The sequence below is a fragment of the Paraburkholderia heleia NBRC 101817 genome (genome assembly GCF_000739775.1).
Lineage (GTDB): Bacteria > Pseudomonadota > Gammaproteobacteria > Burkholderiales > Burkholderiaceae > Paraburkholderia > Paraburkholderia heleia.
The window spans coordinates 11,955-35,078 of the sequence record NZ_BBJH01000002.1; the positions used below are offsets into that span (position 1 = coordinate 11,955).

A 23,124-nucleotide genomic window follows, 5' to 3' on the forward strand; every position below is an offset into this window, starting at 1 on the left:
GGGATGGGGAAATGGACGAGAAGGAACCGAACTGGGAGTGGTACCGGAGTTTTCTGCAGGTCCTGGAGAGCGGCTCGCTCTCGGCGGCCGCCCGTGCGCTGGGCATCACGCAGCCGACCGTCGGCCGCCACATCGAAGGCCTGGAAGCGGCGCTGGGGCTCACGCTGTTTACTCGTTCGTCCGATGGCTTTTCGCCCACCGCCGCGGCCAATGAACTGAGGCCGTACGCTGTCGGCCTCGCGATGACCACGGCGGCCTTGCGCCGCGCGGCGAGCAGTCATGGATCGGGCGTGCGCGGGACGGTGCGGCTGACAGCGAGCGAAGTGATCGGCGTCGAGGTCCTGCCGCCGATACTGGCGGCGCTGCGCAGCGAGTATCCGGAGTTGTCAATCGAACTTGTGCTGTCGAACAAGGCAGACGACCTGCTGCGTCGCGAAGCGGACATTGCGGTGCGCATGTTCCGGCCCGCGCAGGAAGCACTGGTCGCCAAACGTGTTGGCGCGATCGAAGTCGGGCTGCACGCCCACGAACGCTATCTGGCGCTTCATGGCGTGCCGAAGTCGCTGAAGGCGTTGTCGCGCCATACGATCATTGGCTTCGATCGGGAGAACGCATTCATTCGCTCGGTTCAGCCCAGGTTTGCCGCCTATAACCGCAATAACTTTGCATTTCGGGCCGACAGCGATCTTGCCCAGTTGGCCGCGATACGCGCAGGCTTCGGGATCGGCGGGTGCCAGTCGCCATTGGCGGCAAGAGACCCGAAGCTGGTTCGCGTTCTGCGTGAAGAATTCTCGCTGACGCTCGATACGTGGGTGGCCATGCATGAGGATTTGCGCACGAGCGCGCGCTGCGCCGTGACCTTTGCGGCGCTGGCGTCGGGGCTGAATGCCTATATACAGGGAGTGGGCGTGTAACGGCCGCTTCAACGGGGGGCTCGGCGTGCCCGCGCATACGAAGCCAGCATCGTCGCGAGTTCCTGCGCGGCAGGCGTGAGCGGCACGGCCGCGCGCTGCAGCAGACAGACCTGTTGTTCCGCCGGCCGCTCGGCGATCCTGATGCGCGCGAGCCGCTCGGCAAACGGCCCGCGCGTGGCGACCGCCGACGACTCCAGCGCGAGACAATCCGTCTCGCTGACCCAATGCAGCGTTTCGAAGAGCCCCTCCACCGTCGCTACAATGCGCGGCAACGGCAAGCCGTGATCGGTGAAGAACGTCGTGAGCCGGCTCGAAGCGAAGGCGTCCGCGATATTGGGGGAGCGCGTCGCGAGCCAGTCGCAGTGCGTGAGCGCGCGCAGCGAGCGCGCCCCCGCCTTCGGATGGTCGCGGCGGCAGACGACCACCGGATCCGATGGGTAAAGCGCCGTCACCGAAAGATCGGTCGTGTCGGTCTGGTCCGAAACGAGCGCGAGCGCGAAATCGAGCGTGCCTTCGCGAATCCACGAAATCATCATGCGCGACGTCCCCGTGCGCAGACGCAGCGCCACGCGCGGAAACCGCGTGCTGTACTGCCCGAGCACGGGCACGAGCGCGTCCATGAGCGGGTCGGTCGTGAGGCCGAACGCCACTTCGCCCGCGTAGTCGCCGCGCAGTTGCTGCGCCTCTTCGCTCGCGCGCTCGCATTCGCCGAGAATCGATGCCGCCCGCACCAGCAGGCGCTGCCCCAGCACCGTGAGCGTCACGCCGCGATTCGTGCGCGTGAGCAGCGCGCCGCCCAGTTCGGCTTCGAGATTCTGCAGCTGCTGCGTCACGCCGCTTTGCGCCACGCCGAGCGCGCGCGAAGCCGCCCGCACACTGCCGCGCTGGGCGACGGCGACGAAAACGCGCAACTGGGAAAGCGTGAGACTCATGGATGACAACTGGGCGACGATTCGTTGTGATCGGTAGAAGTGATCATGATAGACGAATCCGGCCTTTTCCAGAACGCGGCTGCGTCCTACCATCGGACGCTCAGGGGACTCCCGCTTCCCGCCGCCCACCCCGCGCTCATCATGAAAAAAATCCCGTCGATCCTGCTTTCCCTTGCACTGGCCCTGAGCAGCCATGCTTTCGCGCGCGAGGGCGACACCGTGCGCCTCGGCATCGATCCGACCTATCCGCCCATGGACGCCAAGGCGCCCGACGGCTCGCTCAAAGGGTTCGACGTCGATCTCGGCAACGAGATCTGCCGCCGGATTCACGCGCGTTGCCAGTGGGTCGAGCTGGAGTTCTCGGGCATGATCCCGGCGCTCCAGGCGCGCAAGATCGACGCGATCATGTCGTCGATGGCGATCACCGCGAAGCGCGAGCAGCAGATTCTCTTCACGTCGAAGCTGTTCCAGTTCAAGTCGCGGCTCGTCGCGCGCAAGGGCGCTCCGTTCGACGCCACCGCGCAGTCGCTGGCTGGCAAGTCGGTTGGCGTGCAGGCGGGCACGCAATTCGAAACGTATGCGCTCGCGAACTGGGCGCCCGCGGGCGTGCACGTCGTCACCTACAAGAGCCAGGACGAAGTGTTCGCCGACCTCGTCAACGGGCGGCTCGACGCTGCGCTGCTGGGCTACGTCGAAGCCGATTATGGCTTCCTGCGCACGCCGCAGGGCAACGGCTTTGCGTTTGCCGGCGGCCCGATTTCGATGGGCGACCGCGGCACCGGCATCGGCATGCGCAAGGACGAAACCGCGCTTCAGGCGCAGATGAACGACGCGATCGCGGGAATGCTGAAGGACGGCACCTATGCACAGATCGCGCGCCGCTATTTCGACTTCGATCCGTATGGAAACTGAGCCGCTGCAACGCACTCGTTTAAAACCGCATTGAATACATGAACCAGCAATCCATTCCGCTTTTGTGCGCCACGCCGGGCACGCGCCGCGAACTGACCAGCTTCCATTTTGGCCCCGCCGACGCGCGCCAGAAGGTCTATATTCAGGCGTCGCTGCACGCCGACGAAACGCCCGCCATGCTGACGGCGGTGTTGTTGCGCGCGCAACTGGCGGAGCTCGAGGCGCAAGGCGCGCTCGCCGCGCAGGTGGTGCTCGTGCCGCTCGCCAATCCCGTGGGTCTTAACCAGCACGTGCTTGGCCAGTTCATCGGCCGCTTCGATCTCGCGAGCGGCAGGAACTTCAACCGTCATTTCCATGCGTTTCCCGGGCTGCTCGCGCGCGCGAAGGAGACGCTCGGCGCCCACGCCGGGCGCAACCGCGAGCTGATCCGGCAACTGATGCGCGAAGCGCTGGACGCGCAGACGCCGCTCACGGAATTCGATTCGCTCCAGTTGGCGCTGCTGAGGCTCTCGCACGACGCCGATCTCATCATCGACCTGCATTGCTCGCTCGAGGCAGTCATGCACGTGTACACGAGCGAGGCCGGCTGGCCCGATATCGAGCCGCTCGCCCGCTATCTCGGTTCGCGCGCGCAACTGCTCGCCACCGACTCGGGCGCGCAGGCGTTCGACGAGGCACATAGCCTGCTGTGGTGGCAACTGCGCCAGCAGATGCCGGCCACGCAGCCCGTGCCCGCCGGACCCGCCGCGGTGACGATCGAGTGCCGCGGCCAACGCGACGTGTCGTGGGAAAGCGCCCAGCAGGACGCCGATGCGCTGCTCGACTACCTGCGCTGGCGCGGTGCGCTCCTCGGCGAGGCGAAGCCGTTGCCGGAACTGCTGATGCCGGCCACGCCGCTCGCCGGCAGCGCGCAATTCCATGCGCCGTGCAGCGGCATTCTCGTGCACCGCGCGAAAATCGGCGACTGGATACGCGAGGACGATCCGCTCTTCGATATCGTCGATCCGATGACGGGTGAAATGACGACAGTGAAGAGCACGGCGGAAGGCGTTTTCTATATGCGAAGGGCGATTCACTTCGTCACGGCCGGTGCGCCGCTCGGACGCGTGACGGGCACCCGGCCGATACGCAGCGGCGTGCTGCTGGGAGCTTGAGCGGGGAGCGCGTCAGCCCGGCTGACTGCGGCGGCTATTCGGTGTCGAGGGAGCGAATCAGATTGGCGCGCAGGTTCACGATCGCCTTCTGCAATCTCATGAATTCGTCGTGACCCAGCCCGGTCGCTTCGGTGAGGTCCGCGATTCTCAGGCTCTTTTCGCGCAGCTTGCGGCCGCCGGCGGTCAGGCTCACACGCACCTGGCGCTCATCTTCCGGATCGCGGCGCCGTTCCACATATCCCATCGCTTCCAGCTTTTTCAGCATGGGCGTGAGCGTGTTGGATTCGAGAAAGAGCTTCTCGCCCAGGCCGCTCACCGTCTGGTTGTCCTGCTCCCAGAGCGCGATGATCGCGATGTACTGCGGATAAGTCAGCCCGAGTTCGTCCAGGATCGGCTTGTACGCCTTGCCGAACGCCAGATTGGTCGAATACACGGCGAAGCAAAGATAGTCTGCGAGCGGTGCGGGCTTGGCGCCCGGTGCCGGGTGGTTCGTCGGTTTCATGGTCATCCTCTTCAGATGAAGGCCTCAATGGCTCGCAAACCTGAATAAATCGCTTGCGATTATATCGTAGGCCGACACCGGTTTCGCCGTCCATCGCCATTGCGATGCCCGGCGAAACAGCCACGACGCAGTGGCGCAATCAATGATGGGCGAAGAGGCCGTTTCGCTCCATTGCAACGCGGCTGCCCCCGGCTGAGGTGGCGTCGGCCATACCGCCGTACGCGGCGGCTGCGTTGCCGGCCCCGGCGTGCTCCGCGGCGAGCGTTTGCACGCTCTGGCCGCGTTGCGACGCCGGTGCGCCGACTTCCGGGCGATAGGCCGGGGCCGGGCCGTAGCCGCTGGCGAATGCGGGGGCGGCTGCGCCGGCGGAGAGGGCGATGAGCAGCGTGGCGATGAGACGGGTTTTCATGATGGGATCTTGCCAGGTGAAGTTCAGTGGGTTTGGGTGAACAAAGTCATTGCGTTTGCCGCTTACGCGGTCACGACCGTCAGGCTCACGTCGATGTTGCCGTGGACGGCTTTCGAGTACGGGCAGATCTGATGGGCGCTGCGCGCGATGGCCTCGGCCACGTTTTGCTCGACGCCGGGCAGCGCGACCGTGAAGTGCGCGCCCAGGAACCAGGCCGCGCCGGTTTGACCGATATCGACCTGAATGTCCACCGCGGCGTTCTGCGGCAAGGCGACCTTCTTCAGCGAAGCCGCGATACCGAGCGCGGAGATGTAGCAGGCAGACCACGCGCCCGCAAACAGCTGTTCGGCGCGCGGGTGCGGTTCGGTGCCGACGATGTCGAGCGTTTCGCTGGTTGAAGACGAGAGCTCGAGGTCGACCACGCCGAATTCGCCGCGTTGCGCCGCGGGGTCGTGGTTGATGGTGGTGTGGGTGTTGCCGGAGAACAGCACTTTGTCGATCGTTGCCATGAGGCGCTCCTTGATGGTATCCGGGGTTCAGCGGTATGCGTCGCGTGAGATCGAATCGCATGCGATGCATAGTGGGCGAGAAATTCCAGCATGTCAAGCGCATAAGATTAAATCGTATGCGAGTTATATGGGGTCACCAGGGCCGCTTGAGGGAGAAATCGACCGCTGAAACGTTACCGATCGTTTTGGCGATCCGCCGCGACTGAGACCTTTTTGACGGCGTGACTGGGAGGCGGCGCGGCGGCCCGAGCCTCCCCGGGCGGTCAAAAGCGCCTACGCAGCCAGCTCGATGGCAGGCTCGCAGACAATGGGAAAATTCACCGAATTCGCGATATAGCACTGCTCGTGCGCCGCATGATGCAACCGTTCCGCGAGACTGCGGTTGTCGCTCGCGCGGATCGTCACGCGCGGGCGCAGCACGATCTTCGTGAAGGCACCGCGCTGCGGCGTGTCGGCCATGGTGCCTTCGGCCTCGTCTTCATAGGCGAGCACCGCAATGCCCGCCTCGGCGCACAAGTGCAGGTACCAGAGCTTGTGGCACGCCGAAGCCGAAGCCACCAGCAGATCCTCGGGATTCCAGCGCGCGGCGTCGCCGCGAAACGCCGGGTCCGACGAGCCCGGAATGTCCGGCTTGCCGTTTGCACGGATCACGTGATCGCGGTCGTAATCCCGATAAGCCGAGGTGCCCGTGCCGCGATTGCCCGTCCATTGCACCGAAACGCGGTAGGTGTGTTCGCCGTGCGCCATGTTGACTCTCCGTTTTGCATCGAAAAGGGATACGTCATTATGACCGCATCTGGAATTTTGGTATACCATTATGCCAGAATGATCCAAATGAGAACCGGCCGTGAACCGGGCATGACACGCATGGAAACAAGATTCGACTCCACGGCGGACGCGGTTGCGTCCGGGTTGCGCGACCTGATCGTCAGCGGCGAGCTGGGCAGCGGCGAGCGTCTTGTCGAGCGCGATCTCGCGGAGCGCTTCGAGGTGAGCCGCATTCCGTTGCGCGAAGCCATCCAGCGGCTCGCGCGCGAAGGGCTCGTCGAGATTTTCCGCAATCGCGGTGCGGTCGTGCGCATGCTCACGGCGCAGGACGTAGAGGAGATCTACGGCTTGCGCGCGCTGCTCGAAGGCGATGCGATCTTTCACGGCGTCAAGCGCATCGACGACGAAACACTCGCACGCGCGGAACTCGTGCACCGGCTGCTGGGCGAGGCGGCCTCCACGCAGAAGCAGGGCGAACTCAACCGCGAGTTTCACGAACTGCTTTACGGCGCGTGCGGGAACGCCCGTCAACTGGCGGCCGTCCGCGAACTGCGCGCGCAGGTGGAGCGCTACGAGCGGCTGCAGAATACCTTGCTTGCCGATACGCCCTCGTTCCAGCACGAACACGAGGCGATCCTCGAAGCATGCCTTGCACGCAACGCGCGCAACGCGCGCGCCTTGACGGCGGCGCATATCGAGTCGGCGAGGCGCATCGTGCTCGCCGTGGTGGAGCGCATGGCGGCGCAAGGGTAGTGCTTGTACGGCACGGCATTCACGCACAGCGCCCCGGTTTTTACGACATTTTTTCTTGTGACCCTTACGGGCGAACCCTAGACTGGATGCATCGAAACGACAGGAGATGCCATGTCGACCTTGCGTGCAAGCCAGCGCCCGGATGAGCAGATCGCTACCGTTCAGCCCGGCCTCGGCCGGCTCGTGCTGAGGCGCTTCGATGCGCGCCACGACTCATGGGAAGCGCTCACGCGTTTGCTGCATCGCGCGTTTTCGCGGCTCGCGTCGCTTGGATTGCATTGCTCATGTGCCGATCAGGCGGCGAGCCTCACGCGTGAACGCGCGCTTGCCGGAGATTGCTTCGTCGCCGTCTGCAATGGCACGCTCACGCTGGAAGGTCACGATAGCCATTCGCAGTGCGAACATTATCGCCAGCGCGGCGTGGCTTCGGTCCATCAGTTCGGTATCGAGCCAAAATGGCAAAGCCGCGGTATCGGCCGGGCGCTGCTCGCGTTCGCGGGGCGTTGGGCGGCCGCGCGCGGTTACACGCAGCTCGCGCTCGACACGCCGTTCCCCGCTGCTCACCTCATTGCGTTCTATCGCGCACAAGGCTTTAGTCTCGTCGATGTCGTGCGCTTTGCGGGCCGCGGCTATGACAGCGCGGTGCTCAGCAAGGCGGCCGCGGTGCTCGGTGGCGTGACATTCCCACACTTGACTGGTGGGTCGCCGCACGCCACGTCGCCGAATCTGCTCGCCTGAGCGTGCGCCACGCTCACGCCATGCGCGTGCGCGCCGTCTCACGATCCAGATAGCGCAGGAATTCGTCGGCGGGCATGGCCTTCGCATAGAGCCAGCCCTGCGCGAACTGAACGCCGCGCTCGCGCAGATACTGCGCCTGTGCCTCGGTTTCCACGCCCTCGGCGACCACCAGCAGGCCGAGGCTGCGCGCCATGTCGATGATATGCGGCACGATCTTGTTCATTTCCTCGCCGCTCGCCAGCGAGCGGATGAACGAGCGGTCGATCTTGATGCCATCCACGGGCAATGCCTGCAGATAGGCGAGGCTCGAATATCCTGTGCCGAAATCGTCGATGAAAACGCGGTGGCCAGCCGCACGAAACGCGTCGAGAACGGGCGCGCAGCTGGCGGTGTCGATGAGCGTGCGCTCGACCGTTTCGAACCAGATTTGTTCGGGATGCACCGCATATTTCGCGAGGCTGGCCTTGAGCGTTTCAAGCACGCGTGTGCCGGCGAGATCCTTGCCTGCGAGGTTCAGTGAGACATGCAGATCGCGGCGGCGCGCGAGCCTGGCGCCCACGCCCTCGAACACGGAGCGTATGACCTGATCGGTGATGGGTTCGACGAGATCGAGCGATTCCGCCATCGGAATGAACGTGTCCGGCGCGACGACGGTGCCGTCTTCGAGTTTCCAGCGCACGAGCGCTTCCGCGCCGACGCAGCGCCCGCTTTCCAGCGAGACGAGCGGCTGCATCCACGCCACGAACTGGTGCTGCCGGATGCCCTGCAGAATCGCGCTGCGCGGCGTGCGCAACTTGCGGCGCCAGCGCATGACGAGCCACGTGCCGATTGCGCTCAGGACAAGTGCGGGCGGCAGAAGCGTTCGAAGCTGCGCCGCCAGGTCATGGCGCATGCGGTTCTCGGGCTCGTACGCGACCACCGCAATGGGATAACGGCTCGAGCGCTCGACGACGTAATAGCGTCCTTCGAAATATGGGTTGCTGCCGGTGCGCTCGAGTGCCGCGCGGACGAGGGCATCGTCGGTGTGCGGCCAGCCTGAAATTACGGTGCCGTCCTGGGTTTCGAGAACGGTCAGCTTGATGGTGTCGTCGAGCGGCACGATGTCGAGGTAGAAGCGCGGGTCGATCACCACGACGTGATTGCCGAGGCGCACGTTGAGCATCTGCCGCTCGTTGCCGCGCTTGCCGACTTCAGTATGCCAGGCGGTGAAGCCGCCTGCATAGGCCCATTCGGGCGGCGGCAATGCGATATCGACGGCGCCGCGCAGCGAACTGCAGCGCAGCCGCATGTCATGGATCGACGCCACTTCGCGAATGTATCGAAACTGTTCCTCGACCTGCCGCAGCTGTTGCATGTGGTCGTTCGTGCACGGCGTGTCGGCGTATGACATGAGCTGGCGCAGCGCGGACTCGACTTCGGCGCTCACCAGTTCGGCGCGCAGCAGTGCGCGATTCGAAAAGACGTCCACTTGCTCGCGCAATTGGCGTTCGTTGACGGCGTCCGACGCGTACACGGCGGCCATGAGCGCTGCCAGGACGGCGAACGCCACGACACAAAACGTCGTCAGGACGGTGAGTCGGCTGCTCATGGTGTACGGTCGGGCTCTGGCCTCAAGAACGACGGGGCCGTGCGGCCTTCGTCGAGCGCCGCAGCCGATGGTAGCGTCTTTCCGCTGGCCGCGACGCGATGCTGTCCGGTCGGTGCGCGAGCGCGAGCGCCGTAAGCGCCGGCGGTGCCGCTCATGCGTGGCGCATGAAAGCGGCCAGCGGGAGCATGGTCTGCCGGGGCTCTTTTTATTGCTTCACGCGATAGCATCGCCAAAGTCTCATCAGAATCGAGTACACCGCAATAGTCACAACCAGGTCGATGAGGATCATTGCGCCGATATAGAACAGCTCGTAGTCGGCAACTCCGAACGCTTCGGAAACCGCGATCAGATGATGTTGCTGCTGCAACGTCATCGGCATTGGATAGGTATGAACGTATCGACCGGCCAATAAGAAAAGTGCGCAGAACAGCAGCACTTTGGCGGCCTTAGGGGCAAGTGTTCCCATTTGTGATTACCTCGATCCAGCCATAGGCGCGAATGCCTGAAGTGCCGGCAGGAACGGTTGTGGTTTGCAGTAACGCTTGCCGAAGTGTAGCGAAGGCAACCAGTTTGAAAGATTGCCTTCATCACGATGCCGCCATCGAGGGGAAGTTCACAAGCAGCTAAATCAATAGAAGTGCGAAATCGACAATCTTTAACGCTTGCGCTCGCCGGCCAGTAGTTGTTCGGTGCTTCAGCGGCCGGCCATCGTTCCCTCCCACTCGCGGATGGCTCGGCGCGCGATCGGGACGCGCTAGCCGATATGGAATTCGAGTCGGCCGAGTCCACGCTTTCGCGTCTTGTAGAACGTCGAGCGCGAGAGCGATGATGGACAGCATCGCCCGCCAGACTCGCACCGAACGCCACCCCAGGCGGCCCGGATCGCTGCCGCCCCACTCAACCGCGCCAGGCCGAATGGCGGATCACGCTGCAGAAGTTGCCGGCATGGAAATGCGGGTCCTTGTCGGCGAGCACGTCGGCCTTCACGTTGCCGAAGGTGGTGGCGGGCTTGTGCTTGATGCCGTCATGGAAGGTCTGGATGATGTCCTCCTTGAAATGCTCGCTGCGCGGGTGCGCGTGGACCACGGCCTCGCGCTCGGTGTCGCTGAAGCGGTCGTAGGCAATGCCGAGCACGTCCATTTCCACGCCCGCCGTGACGAGCGCGATTACCGGATGCATGTGCTGCGGGATGCCCGGCGTCGTATGCAGCGCAATGGCGGTCCAAACGAGATCGATGTCCTGCTGCGAAATGCCGTGGCCGCGCAGGAAATCGCGCGCGGCGTTCGCGCCGTCCACTTCGAAGCGCTCGTGCTCGCTGCTGTGCGCGTGCGTGAGGCCCATGTCATGAAACATTGCGCCGGCGTAGAGCAGTTCGCGATCGAACTTCAGGCCGAGCCGGCGGCCGGCCAGTGCGCCGAAATAATAGACGCGGCTCGAATGATGGAACAGCAGCGGCGATTCGGTGTCGCGCACGAGTTCGGTGATTTCGCGGGCGAGCTTGCTGTCGGGGATGGCGACATCGGCGAGGGTCGGGGTCATCTGGGGGGCTCCGTCGGGGTGGGTGATGAGCACTATTCTGGACGGCGCCAGGGCTGTCCTCAATCGACGGATGCCGTGGTTTTCTGCCAAATCGACCGAAATTGGGCCAGTGGGGATTCGCGGCGCATGGCGGCGGCGCCGATAGCGGCAAAATTTCGCCGCGACAAGGGATTAGCGGCGATAATCGGCAAATTCGATTCGATCGGCACGCATTTCATGCGCCGTGCATCGGGCGGCGAGTTCCGGCCCGCGAATCGCACTATGGGCGCACGGGGACGCTGCCGGGAAGGCGCCGCGCCAGCCTGGTCGGTAAAAACAAAAACCCACGCGACAGACTATGTATTCGATCCTGCCAGCGTTCGTGTCCGCATTGTTTCTCGGATTCGGCGTCTACGTGCTCCTGACAGAGGGCTTCACGCGCCTCTCGGTGCCGTTCGCCCTGATGTGCGCGACCACGTTCTTCTGGCAGGGCATCTGGGCCTTTCTGTTCCAGACGTCCGACCCCGAACTGTCTGCCTTGCTCGTCAAGCTCGGCTATTTCTTCATCCTCTTTCTGCCCACCACGTTCTATCACTTCGTGATCGAAGTGAGCGCGCGGCATGGCGAACGCCCGCTCCTCATCGCCTCGTACCTGCTCAGCGTGCTGCTCGCGGCACTGCTGCTGTTGAGCGATGCGGTCGTGGACGGCTACGGCACGTTCTTCTTCGGCAAATACCCGAAGGCGGGCGTGCTGCATCCCGTGCATGTGGCCCAGACCGTGCTGCTCGCGTGCCGCAGCACCTGGCTGCTGTACGCTGCGCGCGGCCAGACGCATGCGCACGACCGCCGCAAGCTGCTCGACCTGTGCTTCCTGAGCCTCGGCCTGTACACGCTCGCCGCCACCGATTACGCCGTGAACTACGGGCTCGCGTTCTATCCCGTGGGCGCGGTATTCATCGCGATCAGCCTTGGCATTCTCGCGGTGACGATCGTGCGCTACGGCCTCATGCGTCCGTACCTCATCGCGGCCACAGTGGCGCACGAGGTCGCCACACCGCTCGCGGCGATCGGCATGCATGCCGAGGAAATCGGCAACGTGCTGCCCGAACTCATGCGCGGCTACCAGCTGGCCGTGCAGCACCAGTTGTGCGTGGACGGACTCTATCCCGGGCAGTCGGAGCGACTTTCCTCGCTCGCCACCTCGATACGCCGTCAGGTGGACAGCACGAGCACCGTGGTCGAAATGTCGCTGGCTTCGTTCACGCTCGACCGGCTCGACCGCCGCAGCTTCGAGACCTACCCGGTGCGCTCCTGCGTGAATGCCGCGCTCGAGCGCTTTCCGTTCCGCACCGGCGAGCGCGACATGGTCGAGGTGGCGCCCATCGACGCGCAACTGAGCTTCTCGGGTTCCGATTCGCTCGTCGTGTTCGTGCTGTTCAATCTGCTCAAGAACGCGCTCTTCGCGATTCACGCGGAAATGGCCGAAAGAAGCGACAAGGTGAGCGACTACGTCGGCCACGTGGAGATCAACGCGACGAGAGAAGCGGGCTTTTGCGTCTTGCGCTTTATCGACAACGGCTGTGGCATTCCTGCCGACGTCCTGCCGCGCGTGTTCGATCCGTTCTATTCGACCAAGGCGCACGGGCGCGGCGCGGGCATGGGCCTCACGTTCTGCCGCCGCGTGGCCGAGGCGCTGGGCGGCACGATCGCCTGCGAGTCCGAGCCGCACGTTCACACCACCTTCACGATCCGTCTGCCCGAGCCCGGCACGAGTGCCGACCGCGCACTGCACGACGCACCGGCGAAGCCCCGCCGCTTTCCGGCGGGGCAGGATTTCGCGGGCTAGTTCAGGCAGCCGGGTTCAAGACGTTCAGTTCGAACCCGTTGGCAGGACCAGCTCGTATTCCTTCACGCGCTCGATGATGCCCGGCGGAAAGCGGCGAATGCGCTTGTCGGTGCCGGCAAAGAGAATCTGCTGATACCCGAGCGACACGGGCCGCCCGTCCACGCAAAAGCGGAACACGAGATACGCGGAGCACTGACGCACCTGGAAGGTGTTGAGGTAGCAATCCACGCGCTGGAACGGAAAGGTTTCCTGCACGTATTCCTGGTGCGCGCGCTTGGTGACGAACACACCGCCCGAGGCGAGCAGATTGTTGTGAATGCACTCGTGAAACCAGCGTTCGCGGCAAATGCCTTGCCATTCGAAATAGCGGGCGAAATACGTGTTCATGAACGCGTTCGAGTCCTTCAGGTAAATGTCGATGACGTGATGGAACGTTTTGGTCGGCGTAGCTTCCATGATTTCGTCGGAGAATCCGGCGGTGCCACGGGACAGGACGGCGGGAATGGATTCGCGTGCGTACATCAGAGTGACTCCAGATAGGGACTGCAGGCGGCAGCCGCGCGTGCCTCCGGAGAAAAGGAGGCATGCACCATTCTCTTCGCGTTCGTCTTCATCCAATACCGTGCGCCCCACATACGCAAACCGCTTCATGCGCGCTGGGTGCGATAACGTTTGCGCATGTTTCATTGACCGCGCATCCGGGGCTGCGGGTTGCTGTGTCCAGGCGAGACGCCGCATAATCGACATGTTTTCCTCGCGGTGCAGCTCGGGGTGTCGAGTGCGCCGCATGAGGCGCAGCGTGCTTAACCGAGATCCAGCATGAGTTCCATCGTCAGACAGCCGGTGTACCACCCCGTCTCCGTCGTTTTTCTCGACGACAGCCCCGACTTCCTCTACGCGCTGCGCGGCCTCTTTCCAGGCGCGGGCACGGACCGCTGTTTCACGGGCGCGAGCGAGGCGCTGGCCTTCGTCGCTTCGCACGAGGCGCGGCAGAGCGCACGCAATCCCGCAGCGGGCGCCGCATGGTCGGAGTTCGAGAAGCACGGCGGCAACGCACTGGGCGAGGACGTGATGACCGACGCGGCGCGCTTTGGCGATATCGCCGCGCTCGTCGTGGACTACGAAATGCCGGAGATGACCGGCCTCGAATTCCTGGCTGCCGCGAAGGACGTGGCGTGCACGCGCATCCTGCTGACGGCCACGGCCGACGAATCACACGCGGTGGAGGCGTTCAACGCGGGGCTGATCGACTTCTACGTGAAGAAGTCCGATCCCGCCATGACCCGCAAGCTGCGCGGCGCGATCGAAGACGCCAAGCGCAAGTTCTGTGCGCGGCGCGGCCATATCGGCGTGCATGGCGTGGGCGCGATTTACGCGAACCGGCGCATCGCCGACGTGCTGCACGAAGTCGCGCAGCGCGAGCGCATCGTCGAGTACTACTGGCGCCCCGAGCAAAATGCCGTGCTCACTTTCGACGCCGAAGGCAACGCCGGCGTGTTTCTCGCGTGGGACAGCCACGACTGGGCGGCACAATGCGATGTCGTGACAGACGAGGGCGGCCCCGAGGCGTTGCGCAAGGAAATGGCGGCGCGCCGCGTCATGCCGGTTTACTGGCCGAACGAGGCGTATCGGCCCGGCATGTCGCGCTTGGCGTTCGCCACGCCGCAGCCGGCGCCGGGACTCGACGATACCTATACCAGCTGGACTCGTATCGGCGAACCGGGTCTTGCGCCCGGGTTGATCACGTTTGCCGCGTGGCGGGCTCAGCAAGGCGCGCCCGGTGAAGGCGGGCGCCTTGCGTGATCACATCCCAGCCGGCATTTAGAACGTTTCCCAGTCTGCGGCTTCGTTGGACACGGAGGCCGCGGGGCTGGCCGATGCCGCCTTTGCCGTTGCCGCGGGCGCGGCCTTGCGGGCCGGCGTGCTATGCGCGGCCTTCGCGGGGGCGGGGCGCTTCAGCGGTGCGGCCGGCGGCACGGCACGCGCGCGTTGAGCCGGCGCTGTCACTGCAGACGTAACCGTCGGCTCGGCCTGCGCCGCGACCCGGAACACCGTCACGACATCGCGCAGGCCATTCGACTGCGCCGCCATCGACTGCGCCGCGGCCGATGCTTCCTCCACGAGCGCCGCGTTCTGCTGCGTCACTTCGTCCATCTGCGCGACGGCGCGGTTCACCTGCTCGATGCCGGTGTGCTGTTCCTCGGAAGCCGCTGCGATTTCGCCCATCAGGTCGGCCACGCGGCGCGCCGAAACCACCACCTCGTCGATGGTCTTGCCCGCTTCATCGACGAGCCTCGTGCCTTCCGACACCTGCGCCACCGACTGCCCGATCAGATCCTTGATCTCCCTGGCAGCCGTCGCGCTGCGCTGCGCGAGGCTGCGCACTTCGCCGGCCACGACGGCGAAGCCACGGCCCTGGTCGCCGGCGCGCGCCGCTTCCACGGCCGCGTTAAGGGCAAGGATATTGGTCTGGAAGGCGATGCCGTCGATCACGCCGATGATCTGCTCCACGCGCTGCGAGCTGCTCGAAATCTCGTTCATCGTTTCGACCACGCGGCGCACGACTTCGCCGCCGCGCGCGGCGACTTCCGATGCGTTCACCGCGAGTGTGTTGCCCTGGCGCGCATTGTCCGTGTTGTGCTTGACCGTGGTCGTGAGCTCTTCGATGCTGGCGGCCGTTTCTTCGAGCGAGGCGGCTTGCTCTTCCGTACGCGAGGATAGGTCCAGGTTGCCCGCCGCGATTTCCCTGGCGCCCGTCGTAATCGATTCAGCCGAAGTCTGGATGCGCTGCACGGTTTCGACCAGTTGGCGCTGCATCTGCTGCATCGAATGGAGCAGGCTGCCCTGGTCGCCGGGCGCGAGATCGACGCGGGCCGTGAGATCGCCTTCGGCGATGCGCTGGCAGATCTGCGAGGCGTATTCCGGCTCGCCGCCAAGGCTGCGGCGGATCGTGCGGATGAGCCACGTGAGGCCGAGCGTCACGGCTGCGCCGATCAATGTCACGAGTATGAGGTTGCGAATCAGCGCGTTGCGGAAGGCGTCGTCGATGTCGTCGGTATAGATGCCGGTGAAGAGGTGCCAGTCCCAGCCTGGCACGAGGACGGAATACGTGATCTTTTCGACCGGCGCGCTCTTGCCTGGCTTCGGCCACCAGTAGCTGCTGTAGCCGTCGCCGCCCGTGGACGAGCTCTTGACGATCTCGAGCGCCACGTGGGTGCCGCGCGGGTCCGTCGTGTTCGCCTGGCTCTTGCCTTCCATCTCCGGCTTGGGCGGCACGAGCAGCGCCACAGCATTGCTGTCGTAAATGCCGAAGTAGCCGCTCTGGTCGTCGCCGTAGCGCATGCCGCGCAGCGTGGCGATGGCGAGGCGCTTCGCGTCGTCGGCGCTCATGTGGCCGGCGGCCGCTTCCTTCTGGTAGTACGAGACCACGCCCAATGCGGTTTGCGTCTCCTGCTCGACGAGGGCCTTGCGGTCCGTCACCATGCTCGAGCGCGTCATGAAGGCGTTCGCCACCACCAGCACGACGAGCGAGATCCACAGCAGCCCGACGATGCTCCACGCTTTCTGATTCAACGTTGTTCGCTTCACGTTCGATTTTCTCCAGCCGTCTTCGATCTGTTTTTCGCGGCGGTGCACAGGTGCAGCGCCATCGTGTTTAACGGATGGTTGGAGCGGAACCTTAAGTTTGCTTATGGGTTCTTTGCGCAGGGTGGGGGGTTCTTATGCCAATGCTTTCGTTATCCTTTCGCTCTCGGCCCCGCCGTCGAAGCCCGCACGACAAGCTGAGGCGGCGAGACCACACACACGCGTGGAGCCGCGCCGGCGGCCGAATCCGGCGCTTCGACCAGCTCCGTCAGCAACTCAACGGCCAGCTCCGCCGCCTCGATCGTTGCGACCGCAACGGTTGTGAGCGCGGGCCGCGACTCGCGCGCAAGCTGAATATCGGTGATGCCGACCACGGAAAGCTCGCGTGGCACGTGAAGGCCGAGATCGGCGGCGGCCTGCATCGCGCCGAGCGCGGGCAGGTCGTTGGTCGCGAAGATCGCGGTGAGGTCGGGATGCCGCGCGAGCAATTCGCGCGTGGCCGCGTAGCCGCCCTGCGTCGTATCCGGCGCATAACGCACGGGCGCGCCCGTGCCGTCGAGACCGGCGGCCTGCATGGCTGCGACGAAGCCGTCATAGCGCGCCGCGTGAATACCGGAAACCTTGCTGCCGACAATCGCGCCAATGCGCCGATGCCCGAGTGTCAGCAAATGCCGCGCGGCTAGCTCCCCCGCGCGCCGGAAGTCCACGGCCACGCACGGCAGGCCCGGCGGGTCGAGCGGCCGTTCCCACATGCACAGCACGACCGGCGCGCCGCGCCGCACGGTGGCGCGCAGGTCGGCGAAGTCGAGATTGGCGTTCATCACGAGCACGCCCGCCGAGAGCGTGCCCGCAATCTGTTCGAGGTAGGCGCGGCCCGTTTGCGGGTCGCCATCCGTATTGCAGATGATGAGGAAGCGCCCGCTGCGCCGCAGCGCGTTCTCCACGGCGAGCGCGAACTCCGGATAGAACGGGTTCGCGATGCTCGATACCATGAGCGCGATGGTGGGCGGGCGCCCTTCGGCGAGCGCGCGTGCCGGCAAATGCGGGCGATAGCCCAGCGCCTCGACCGCTTCCAGCACGCGTTGGCGCGTGGCTTCGCCCACGCGCCCGCGTCCGCGCAGTACGTTCGAGACGGTGGCCGGCGTGACGCCGGCGTGTCGCGCGACTTCGTTCAGGGTCGGCATGCAATCTCAAAATATGGGAAGGTGATTCAACATTTGCATGATTGTGACGGGCACTGCAACATTGGCCCGACAATCAAAGCGAATATCGGAGACAAGGCACCCAGATCGCATCGGCGATGAGTTTTTGCGGGTTGCTGATTAAGCGCTTAATCTCCGTGTCGTGCTGATTAGAACATGGAGACGGGACGATGGCGAGCATTTCGTTGCGCGGCGTTCAGAAGGCATACGGCGAGAATGCGCCGGTGATTCGCAACGTCGATCTGGAGATCGGCAGGAACGAGTTCTGTGTATTCCTCGGCCCTTCGGGCTGCGGCAAGTCCACGCTCCTGCGCATGATCGCGGGCCTGGAAGACGTAACCGACGGCGATATTTCGATCGGCGGCAAGCTCGTGAACGACGTGCCGGCCGCGCAGCGCGGCGTGGCCATGGTGTTCCAGAGTTATGCGCTGTTCCCGCACATGACCGTGTACGAGAACATGGCGTTCGGCCTGAAGCTCGCGAAAACGCCGAAGGCCGAGATCGATCGCAAGGTGCGCGAGGCCGCACGCATTCTTCAGCTCGAAGCGCTGCTCGAGCGCCACCCCAAGGCGCTTTCGGGCGGCCAGCGGCAGCGCGTGGCGATTGGGCGCGCGATCGTGCGCGAGCCCGGCGTGTTCCTGTTTGACGAGCCGCTTTCCAATCTCGACGCGACCTTGCGCGGCCAGACGCGCATCGAGATCGCGCGCCTGCATCGCCAGTTCGAGCAGGCGAGCGTGGTGTACGTGACGCACGATCAGATCGAGGCGATGACGCTCGCCGACAAGATCGTCCTGCTGCATAGCGGTAAGGATACCGAACGACACGGCAGCATCGCCCAGGTGGGCGCGCCGCTCGAGCTTTATCACCGGCCCGCGAGCCGCTTCGTGGCGGGCTTCATCGGCTCGCCGCGCATGAATTTTCTGCCGGCGCGCGTGGCCGCTGTCGAGGCGAACGGCGTGAGCGTCACGCTCGACGCAAGCGGCGAAACGGTGCGGCTGGCGGTGCAGGGCGCGCGGCTCGCCGTAGGCGCGCCGGTCACGTTCGGCGTGCGTCCAGAGCATCTCGAACTGGTAGTAGAGGGCGTTGCCTCGCGCACCTCGCACGATGCTCAGGATGCCTTGACGATTTCTCGTGCTATCACACTGGTCGAGGAACTTGGCGAGCACAGCTACGTGCACCTCGATCAGCCGGGCGGGGCAGTGCTCGTCGCCAAGGCGCCCGGCGATGCCCGGCTGGCTAGCGGCGATACCGCGCAGTTCCGCGCGAGCGCGAGCGCCTGCCACCTGTTCGCGGAAGACGGCTTCGCTGTTGCGCCGCTCGTCACCGCCGATCAACCTGCATGAAAACAACCACCGAGGACACCGGAATGCGTCTTGGAGTCTGCTATTACCCGGAGCACTGGCCGGAGGCCATGTGGAAAGACGACGCCGCGCGCATGAAGGCGCTGGGCATCGCGCAGGTGCGTATTGCCGAGTTCGCGTGGAGCCGCATCGAGCCCGCGCCCGGTGAATTCGACTGGGGCTGGCTCGATCGCGCGATCGACACGCTCGGCGCCGCCGGCCTGCAGGTGGTGATGTGTACGCCCACGGCCACGCCGCCGAAGTGGCTCGTCGATCAGCATCCGGACATCCTGCCCGTGGGCGCCGATGGCCGCGTGCGCGGGTTTGGCTCGCGCCGGCACTACGATTTTTCGTCGCCCGCGTATTTCGAGGCTTCGCGGCGCATCTGCGAGGCGGTCGCGGCGCGTTATGGCCAGCATCCCGCCGTCGCCTGCTGGCAGACCGACAACGAATACGGCTGCCATCAAACGGTGGTCAGCTACTCGCCGGCGGCGGTGCAGCGCTTTCGCGCGTGGCTCAAGGCGCGCTACGGCAGTATCGACGCGCTCAACACCGCCTGGGGCACCGTGTTCTGGAGCATGGAGTACCGCAGCTTCGACGAAATCGAGGCGCCCGTCGGCACCGTGACCGAGGCGCATCCGTCGCACCGGCTCGACTACCAGCGCTTTGCCTCCGATGAGGTGCGGCGCTACAACCGCATGCAGGCCGGAATCCTGCGCGCGCATTCGCCTGGGCGGCCCATCGCGCACAACTTCATGCAGCTTTTCATGGAGTTCGATCACTACAAGGTCGCCGCCGATCTCGACGTCGCGGCGTGGGACAGCTATCCGCTCGGCGCGCTCGACCAGCAGTGGTTTGCGCCCGAAGTGAAGGCGCGTTATCTGCGCACCGGCCACCCGGACTTCGCCTCGTTCAATCACGACGTGTATCGCGGCATGTCGAAGCTGCCGTTCTGGGTCATGGAGCAGCAGCCCGGTCCCGTGAACTGGGCGCAATGGAACCCGGCGCCGCTGCCCGGCATGGTGCGTCTCTGGAGCTGGGAGGCGTTCGCGCATGGCGCGGGCTGTGTGTCGTATTTCCGCTGGCGCCAGGCGCCGTTCGCGCAGGAGCAGATGCATGCGGGCCTGAATACGCCCGACAACCGTCCCGACCTCGGCAGTGCGGAGGCGGGGCGCGTGGCCGAGGAAATCGAGGCCGTGCTCGCGGCGGCGAAGGGCGGCCGCGACTTCGACGTGAAGACGCCCGTTGCGCTCGTGCTCGACTACGAGGCGAAGTGGCTCTTCGAGATTCATCCGCAGGGCGCGGATTTCCACTATCCGCGCTTCGCGGTGGAGTACTACTCGGCGCTGCGTGCGCTCGGCTTCGACGTGGATATCGTTTCCGTACACGCGCCGCTCGACGGTTACCGGCTCGTGGTCGTGCCGCCGCTGCCCGTCGTGCCCGACGACTTCGCGCAGCGCCTCGCCAGCTCGGGCGCGCAAGTGGTGATCGGGCCGCGCACGGGCTCGAAAACCGCCGATCTGCAGATCCCCGCCAACCTGCCGCCGGGACCGCTGGCCGCACTGCTGCCGCTGCGCGTGTGGCGTGTGGAGTCGTTGCGGCCCGACATCAACGAGCCGGTACGTTTCGAGATGGACGGCGCGCATGAAGGCCACGCGCGCCACTGGCGCGACCTGATCGAACTCGGTGCCGAGACCTGCGAAAGCGAATGGGCTGTGCCGGAAGTGCGCGCGACGTTCAGCGACGGCCATCCCGCTTATGTGAAGAGCGGCGCGGTCCACTACCTGGCGAGTCTGTTCGACGAGGCCAGCACGCAGGCGCTCTTTGCGCGCGTGGCGCGCGAGGCAGGGCTCACGCCACAGCCGCTCGGCGATGCGATCCGCGTGAGCCGGCGCGGCGGCTTCACCTGGGTTTTCAACTACGGGCCGGGCACGCACACGCTCTCTGCGGATATACCCGACGATGCATACGTCATCGGCTCGCGTACGCTAGAGCCGCAGGGCGTGAGCGCCTACCGTTCGCAATAGACGACGCATTGTGCAGTTCCCACCGATGCAGCACCGACAACGACGTATAACCAAGGAGACACGCATGATCGGCAAGACCTTCAGACCACGCACCCTGCTCGTTGCTGCGACGCTGGCGGCAGGCGCGCTTGCAGGCACGTTCGCGAGCGCGGCGCAGGCCGGCACGCTCGAAATGAACATTGCCTACAAGGGCGCAAGCCAGCGCGCCGTGTGGGAACAGGTGATCGACGAGTTCAAGAAGACGCACCCCGGCACCGACGTGAAGGTGTCGTTCGTCGACGAGGAGGCCTACAAGGTGCAGTTGCCGAACTGGCTCACGACCGCGCCGCCCGACATCGTGAACTGGCACGACGGCGAGCGCATGGCCTACTACGCGAAGCGCGGCCTTTTCGCGGACCTCTCGGACGACTGGAAGAAGAACAACTGGGACAGCATGTACGCGTCGACGAAGGAAGCGTCGTCGTACCAGGGCAAGCAGTACGCCGCGCCGACGGTCTATTACTCGTGGGGCATGTTCTATCGCAAGGACCTGTTCGACAAGGCGGGCATCAAGAGCGAGCCGAAAACGTGGAATGAATTTCTCGATGCCTGCAAGAAGCTCAAGGCCGCGGGCATCACGCCGATTGCCGTGGGCGGGCGCGACGCGTGGACGCTGGCGGGCTGGTTCGACTATCTGGACCTGCGCCTGAACGGCAACGCGTTCCACCAGAAGTTGATGGCGGGCGAAGTGCCGTACACCGACCCGCGCGTGAAGAAGGTCTACGTCACGTGGAAGCAACTGCTCGACGACGGCGACTTCATTCCCAATTCGCTCTCGTACGATCTCGATGCGGCACAGCCGTTCCTGTTCCAGGGCAAGGCCGCGATGATGCTGATGGGCACGTTCATCACGGGCGGCTTCAGCCCGACGGTCAAGCAGCAGATGGGTTACTTCCAGTTCCCGATCATCGACCCGAACGTGCCGACCGCCGAAGACGGTCCGGTCGAATCGCTGCATATTCCGGGCAAGGCGAAGAACAAGGCCGATGCGCACGCGTTCCTGGCGTTTGCACAGACGCCCGAAGTCGGCGCGCAGCTTGCGAAGGGACTGGGCTCGCTTTCGGCCAACAGCAAGTCGCCGGAGCCCGAGGACCCGATTTCGAAGATCGGTTTCCAGATCCTGTCGAACACCAAGGGCGGTATTGCGCAGTTCTATGACCGCGACATGACGAAGGAAATGGCCGACGAAGGCATGAAGGGCATGCAGCAGTTCGTGTCCGATCCGACGAAGCTCGACTCGATTCTCGCGCAGCTGGAGCAGACGCGTCAGCGCATCTACAAGAAGTAGGTCGTTTTAAGCGAAGGCGGGTGGAGCGTTCCGGTGTTACGCTGCCGCCCGCCACGGAGCCTGATAAGGGAGGTTTTGCCGTGAGACAGGCAGTGACTCACTCCGTTGCGCACCGCGTGGATGGCGCCTTGCCGCCGGGCGATGCGAACGGTGACGCAAGCGGCGGTGCCAGCGGCGGCATGTCCAACGCGCCGCACGCAAGCGGGCGGGGCACGCAGCCGCGCCGCCGCGCGTCGCCTACCGCGCGGCGCCAGCGCCGTGCCGCGTGCCTCTTTCTCGCGCCCGCGGTCATCATGTTCGCGGTGTACGTGATCTGGCCGATTCTCTCCACGCTGCGTCTGTCGCTCTACAACTGGGACGGCATGACCGAAGCGAGCTTCGTGGGTCTCGCGAATTACGTCGAGCTGTTCCACTCGCCTACGTTCTACACGGCGCTCAAGAACAACGTGATCTGGCTGGTGCTGTTTCTGCTCGCGCCGCCCATGGGCCTCGCGATCGCCCTGTACCTGAACCAGGCCGTGGGCGGCATCCGCATCGTCAAGTCGTTGTTCTTCGCGCCATTCGTGCTTTCGGGCGTGGTGGTGGGCCTCATCTACTCGTGGTTCTACGACCCCACGTTCGGCCTGCTCGCGCTCATGCTGGGCCACGGCATTCCCGTGCTCGGCGACCCGAACTATGCCACGCCGGGCATCATATTCGCGGCGCTCTGGCCGCAAACCGCATACTGCATGATCCTCTATCTCACGGGCCTCACCACGCTCAACAGCGAGCAGATCGAGGCCGCGCGCATGGAAGGCGCGAAGGGCTGGACCATGCTCTGGCACGTGATCCTGCCGCAACTGCGTCCCGTCACGTTCATGGCCGTGGTGGTCACGGTCATCGGCGCGCTGCGCAGCTTCGACCTCATCTCCGTGATGACGGGCGGCGGGCCGTTCGAAAGCTCGACCGTGCTCGCGTACTACATGTACGACCAGGCGATCAAGTACTACCGGCTCGGCTATTCGGCCGCGATTGCCGTCGTGCTGTTCGCGATCATGCTGCTCTACATCGTCTATCACCTGCGCCGCCTGCTGCGCAGCGAGCACTGAATCCGCTACGAG

Annotated in this window: 22 protein-coding genes and 1 pseudogene; 11 read left to right on the forward strand and 12 right to left on the reverse strand. The window is 64.9% G+C overall.

The genetic code is table 11. The features are described from left to right. Positions 1 to 11: 11 nt before the first annotated feature. Positions 12 to 914: a LysR family transcriptional regulator gene (locus tag BHE01S_RS00735; protein ID WP_042259473.1), complete on the forward strand. Its 903-nt coding sequence runs from the start codon at positions 12 to 14 to the stop codon at positions 912 to 914. An 8-nt stretch (positions 915 to 922) separates the two neighbouring features. On the opposite strand, the gene BHE01S_RS00740 is transcribed toward BHE01S_RS00735, so the two are convergent. After that, positions 923 to 1,846, reverse strand: a complete 924-nt coding sequence (locus BHE01S_RS00740; RefSeq protein ID WP_042259475.1) for a LysR family transcriptional regulator — start codon at positions 1,844 to 1,846, stop codon at positions 923 to 925. Between the two features lie 141 nt (positions 1,847 to 1,987). Here BHE01S_RS00740 and BHE01S_RS00745 point away from each other — a divergent pair, with 141 nt between their 5' ends. Together BHE01S_RS00745 and BHE01S_RS00750 are read left to right on the forward strand one after the other, a co-directional pair. Further along, positions 1,988 to 2,758, forward strand: coding sequence for a transporter substrate-binding domain-containing protein (locus tag BHE01S_RS00745; protein WP_042259897.1), 771 nt, complete (start codon positions 1,988 to 1,990; stop codon positions 2,756 to 2,758). Between the two features lie 38 nt (positions 2,759 to 2,796). Further along, positions 2,797 to 3,912, forward strand: coding sequence for a succinylglutamate desuccinylase/aspartoacylase family protein (locus tag BHE01S_RS00750; protein ID WP_042259477.1), 1,116 nt, complete (start codon positions 2,797 to 2,799; stop codon positions 3,910 to 3,912). A gap of 34 nt (positions 3,913 to 3,946) precedes the next feature. Here the strand turns inward: BHE01S_RS00750 and BHE01S_RS00755 are convergent, their stop codons facing one another. The 4 genes from BHE01S_RS00755 to BHE01S_RS00770 form a co-directional block, all read right to left on the reverse strand. Then, entirely contained in the window at positions 3,947 to 4,414 is a 468-nt protein-coding gene (locus BHE01S_RS00755; protein ID WP_042259899.1) for a MarR family winged helix-turn-helix transcriptional regulator, read from the reverse strand. 139 nt (positions 4,415 to 4,553) lie between these two features. Then, positions 4,554 to 4,823, reverse strand: coding sequence for a hypothetical protein (locus tag BHE01S_RS00760; RefSeq protein ID WP_042259479.1), 270 nt, complete (start codon positions 4,821 to 4,823; stop codon positions 4,554 to 4,556). Positions 4,824 to 4,885: 62 nt separating this feature from the next. Continuing rightward, complete coding sequence (locus tag BHE01S_RS00765; RefSeq protein WP_042259481.1) at positions 4,886 to 5,332, reverse strand: Ohr family peroxiredoxin; 447 nt, start codon at positions 5,330 to 5,332, stop codon at positions 4,886 to 4,888. A 273-nt stretch (positions 5,333 to 5,605) separates the two neighbouring features. Continuing rightward, complete coding sequence (locus BHE01S_RS00770; RefSeq protein WP_042259484.1) at positions 5,606 to 6,079, reverse strand: OsmC family protein; 474 nt, start codon at positions 6,077 to 6,079, stop codon at positions 5,606 to 5,608. A 120-nt stretch (positions 6,080 to 6,199) separates the two neighbouring features. On the opposite strand from BHE01S_RS00770, the gene BHE01S_RS00775 reads away from it, so the two are divergent. Both BHE01S_RS00775 and BHE01S_RS00780 read left to right on the forward strand, forming a co-directional pair. Continuing rightward, a complete protein-coding gene (locus BHE01S_RS00775; RefSeq protein WP_174479481.1) occupies positions 6,200 to 6,853 on the forward strand; it encodes a GntR family transcriptional regulator in 654 nt (217 codons plus the stop codon). A 111-nt stretch (positions 6,854 to 6,964) separates the two neighbouring features. Continuing rightward, positions 6,965 to 7,591 carry a GNAT family N-acetyltransferase gene (locus tag BHE01S_RS00780; RefSeq protein WP_052405625.1) on the forward strand — a complete coding sequence of 209 codons (627 nt, stop codon included), beginning with the start codon at positions 6,965 to 6,967 and terminating at the stop codon, positions 7,589 to 7,591. Positions 7,592 to 7,730: 139 nt separating this feature from the next. Here the strand turns inward: BHE01S_RS00780 and BHE01S_RS35905 are convergent. The 4 genes and pseudogenes from BHE01S_RS35905 to BHE01S_RS38280 all read right to left on the reverse strand — a co-directional run. Next, positions 7,731 to 9,179 (reverse strand): annotated as a pseudogene (locus tag BHE01S_RS35905) (EAL domain-containing protein); the annotation flags it as partial. Between the two features lie 205 nt (positions 9,180 to 9,384). After that, the gene (locus tag BHE01S_RS00790) at positions 9,385 to 9,645 is read right to left on the reverse strand and encodes a hypothetical protein (protein ID WP_042259488.1); all 261 of its coding nucleotides are present in this window, start codon (positions 9,643 to 9,645) and stop codon (positions 9,385 to 9,387) included. 431 nt (positions 9,646 to 10,076) lie between these two features. Further along, complete coding sequence (locus BHE01S_RS00795) at positions 10,077 to 10,718, reverse strand: HD domain-containing protein (protein ID WP_042259490.1); 642 nt, start codon at positions 10,716 to 10,718, stop codon at positions 10,077 to 10,079. Between the two features lie 59 nt (positions 10,719 to 10,777). Beyond that, positions 10,778 to 10,927 carry a hypothetical protein gene (locus BHE01S_RS38280; RefSeq protein ID WP_167337656.1) on the reverse strand — a complete coding sequence of 50 codons (150 nt, stop codon included), beginning with the start codon at positions 10,925 to 10,927 and terminating at the stop codon, positions 10,778 to 10,780. Between the two features lie 128 nt (positions 10,928 to 11,055). On the opposite strand from BHE01S_RS38280, the gene BHE01S_RS00800 reads away from it, so the two are divergent. Further along, positions 11,056 to 12,543 (forward strand): sensor histidine kinase, encoded by a 1,488-nt coding sequence (locus BHE01S_RS00800; protein WP_042259492.1) that lies wholly within the window; start codon positions 11,056 to 11,058, stop codon positions 12,541 to 12,543. 24 nt (positions 12,544 to 12,567) lie between these two features. Here the strand turns inward: BHE01S_RS00800 and BHE01S_RS00805 are convergent, their stop codons facing one another. Beyond that, a complete protein-coding gene (locus BHE01S_RS00805) occupies positions 12,568 to 13,065 on the reverse strand; it encodes an acyl-CoA thioesterase (RefSeq protein WP_042259494.1) in 498 nt (165 codons plus the stop codon). A 297-nt stretch (positions 13,066 to 13,362) separates the two neighbouring features. On the opposite strand from BHE01S_RS00805, the gene BHE01S_RS00810 reads away from it, so the two are divergent. Next, on the forward strand, positions 13,363 to 14,346 hold the full coding sequence (locus BHE01S_RS00810) for a response regulator (protein WP_042259495.1): 984 nt from the start codon (positions 13,363 to 13,365) through the stop codon (positions 14,344 to 14,346). A gap of 18 nt (positions 14,347 to 14,364) precedes the next feature. Here the strand turns inward: BHE01S_RS00810 and BHE01S_RS00815 are convergent, their stop codons facing one another. Together BHE01S_RS00815 and BHE01S_RS00820 are read right to left on the reverse strand one after the other, a co-directional pair. Then, positions 14,365 to 16,131 carry a methyl-accepting chemotaxis protein gene (locus BHE01S_RS00815; RefSeq protein WP_042259904.1) on the reverse strand — a complete coding sequence of 589 codons (1,767 nt, stop codon included), beginning with the start codon at positions 16,129 to 16,131 and terminating at the stop codon, positions 14,365 to 14,367. A 149-nt stretch (positions 16,132 to 16,280) separates the two neighbouring features. After that, positions 16,281 to 17,312 carry a LacI family DNA-binding transcriptional regulator gene (locus tag BHE01S_RS00820; protein ID WP_042259497.1) on the reverse strand — a complete coding sequence of 344 codons (1,032 nt, stop codon included), beginning with the start codon at positions 17,310 to 17,312 and terminating at the stop codon, positions 16,281 to 16,283. Positions 17,313 to 17,500: 188 nt separating this feature from the next. Here BHE01S_RS00820 and BHE01S_RS00825 point away from each other — a divergent pair, with 188 nt between their 5' ends. The 4 genes from BHE01S_RS00825 (at position 17,501) to BHE01S_RS00840 (ending at position 23,112) form a co-directional block, all read left to right on the forward strand. After that, positions 17,501 to 18,673: an ABC transporter ATP-binding protein gene (locus tag BHE01S_RS00825; protein WP_042259501.1), complete on the forward strand. Its 1,173-nt coding sequence runs from the start codon at positions 17,501 to 17,503 to the stop codon at positions 18,671 to 18,673. Between the two features lie 23 nt (positions 18,674 to 18,696). Then, positions 18,697 to 20,697 (forward strand): beta-galactosidase, encoded by a 2,001-nt coding sequence (locus BHE01S_RS00830; protein ID WP_042259905.1) that lies wholly within the window; start codon positions 18,697 to 18,699, stop codon positions 20,695 to 20,697. 64 nt (positions 20,698 to 20,761) lie between these two features. Then, positions 20,762 to 22,024 (forward strand): ABC transporter substrate-binding protein, encoded by a 1,263-nt coding sequence (locus BHE01S_RS00835; RefSeq protein ID WP_042259503.1) that lies wholly within the window; start codon positions 20,762 to 20,764, stop codon positions 22,022 to 22,024. Positions 22,025 to 22,116: 92 nt separating this feature from the next. Beyond that, positions 22,117 to 23,112: a carbohydrate ABC transporter permease gene (locus tag BHE01S_RS00840; RefSeq protein WP_042259505.1), complete on the forward strand. Its 996-nt coding sequence runs from the start codon at positions 22,117 to 22,119 to the stop codon at positions 23,110 to 23,112. The last annotated feature ends 12 nt before the right edge of the window (positions 23,113 to 23,124 follow it).

Coding starts and splice junctions, on each gene's coding strand:
- BHE01S_RS00735 (WP_042259473.1), top strand. CDS start 12: ATGGACGAGAAGGAACCGAACTGGGAGTGGTACCGGAGTTTTCTGCAG.
- BHE01S_RS00740 (WP_042259475.1), bottom strand. CDS start 1,846: ATGAGTCTCACGCTTTCCCAGTTGCGCGTTTTCGTCGCCGTCGCCCAG.
- BHE01S_RS00745 (WP_042259897.1), top strand. CDS start 1,988: ATGAAAAAAATCCCGTCGATCCTGCTTTCCCTTGCACTGGCCCTGAGC.
- BHE01S_RS00750 (WP_042259477.1), top strand. CDS start 2,797: ATGAACCAGCAATCCATTCCGCTTTTGTGCGCCACGCCGGGCACGCGC.
- BHE01S_RS00755 (WP_042259899.1), bottom strand. CDS start 4,414: ATGAAACCGACGAACCACCCGGCACCGGGCGCCAAGCCCGCACCGCTC.
- BHE01S_RS00760 (WP_042259479.1), bottom strand. CDS start 4,823: ATGAAAACCCGTCTCATCGCCACGCTGCTCATCGCCCTCTCCGCCGGC.
- BHE01S_RS00765 (WP_042259481.1), bottom strand. CDS start 5,332: ATGGCAACGATCGACAAAGTGCTGTTCTCCGGCAACACCCACACCACC.
- BHE01S_RS00770 (WP_042259484.1), bottom strand. CDS start 6,079: ATGGCGCACGGCGAACACACCTACCGCGTTTCGGTGCAATGGACGGGC.
- BHE01S_RS00775 (WP_174479481.1), top strand. CDS start 6,200: ATGGAAACAAGATTCGACTCCACGGCGGACGCGGTTGCGTCCGGGTTG.
- BHE01S_RS00780 (WP_052405625.1), top strand. CDS start 6,965: ATGTCGACCTTGCGTGCAAGCCAGCGCCCGGATGAGCAGATCGCTACC.
- BHE01S_RS00790 (WP_042259488.1), bottom strand. CDS start 9,645: ATGGGAACACTTGCCCCTAAGGCCGCCAAAGTGCTGCTGTTCTGCGCA.
- BHE01S_RS00795 (WP_042259490.1), bottom strand. CDS start 10,718: ATGACCCCGACCCTCGCCGATGTCGCCATCCCCGACAGCAAGCTCGCC.
- BHE01S_RS00800 (WP_042259492.1), top strand. CDS start 11,056: ATGTATTCGATCCTGCCAGCGTTCGTGTCCGCATTGTTTCTCGGATTC.
- BHE01S_RS00805 (WP_042259494.1), bottom strand. CDS start 13,065: ATGTACGCACGCGAATCCATTCCCGCCGTCCTGTCCCGTGGCACCGCC.
- BHE01S_RS00810 (WP_042259495.1), top strand. CDS start 13,363: ATGAGTTCCATCGTCAGACAGCCGGTGTACCACCCCGTCTCCGTCGTT.
- BHE01S_RS00820 (WP_042259497.1), bottom strand. CDS start 17,312: ATGCCGACCCTGAACGAAGTCGCGCGACACGCCGGCGTCACGCCGGCC.
- BHE01S_RS00825 (WP_042259501.1), top strand. CDS start 17,501: ATGGCGAGCATTTCGTTGCGCGGCGTTCAGAAGGCATACGGCGAGAAT.
- BHE01S_RS00830 (WP_042259905.1), top strand. CDS start 18,697: ATGCGTCTTGGAGTCTGCTATTACCCGGAGCACTGGCCGGAGGCCATG.
- BHE01S_RS00835 (WP_042259503.1), top strand. CDS start 20,762: ATGATCGGCAAGACCTTCAGACCACGCACCCTGCTCGTTGCTGCGACG.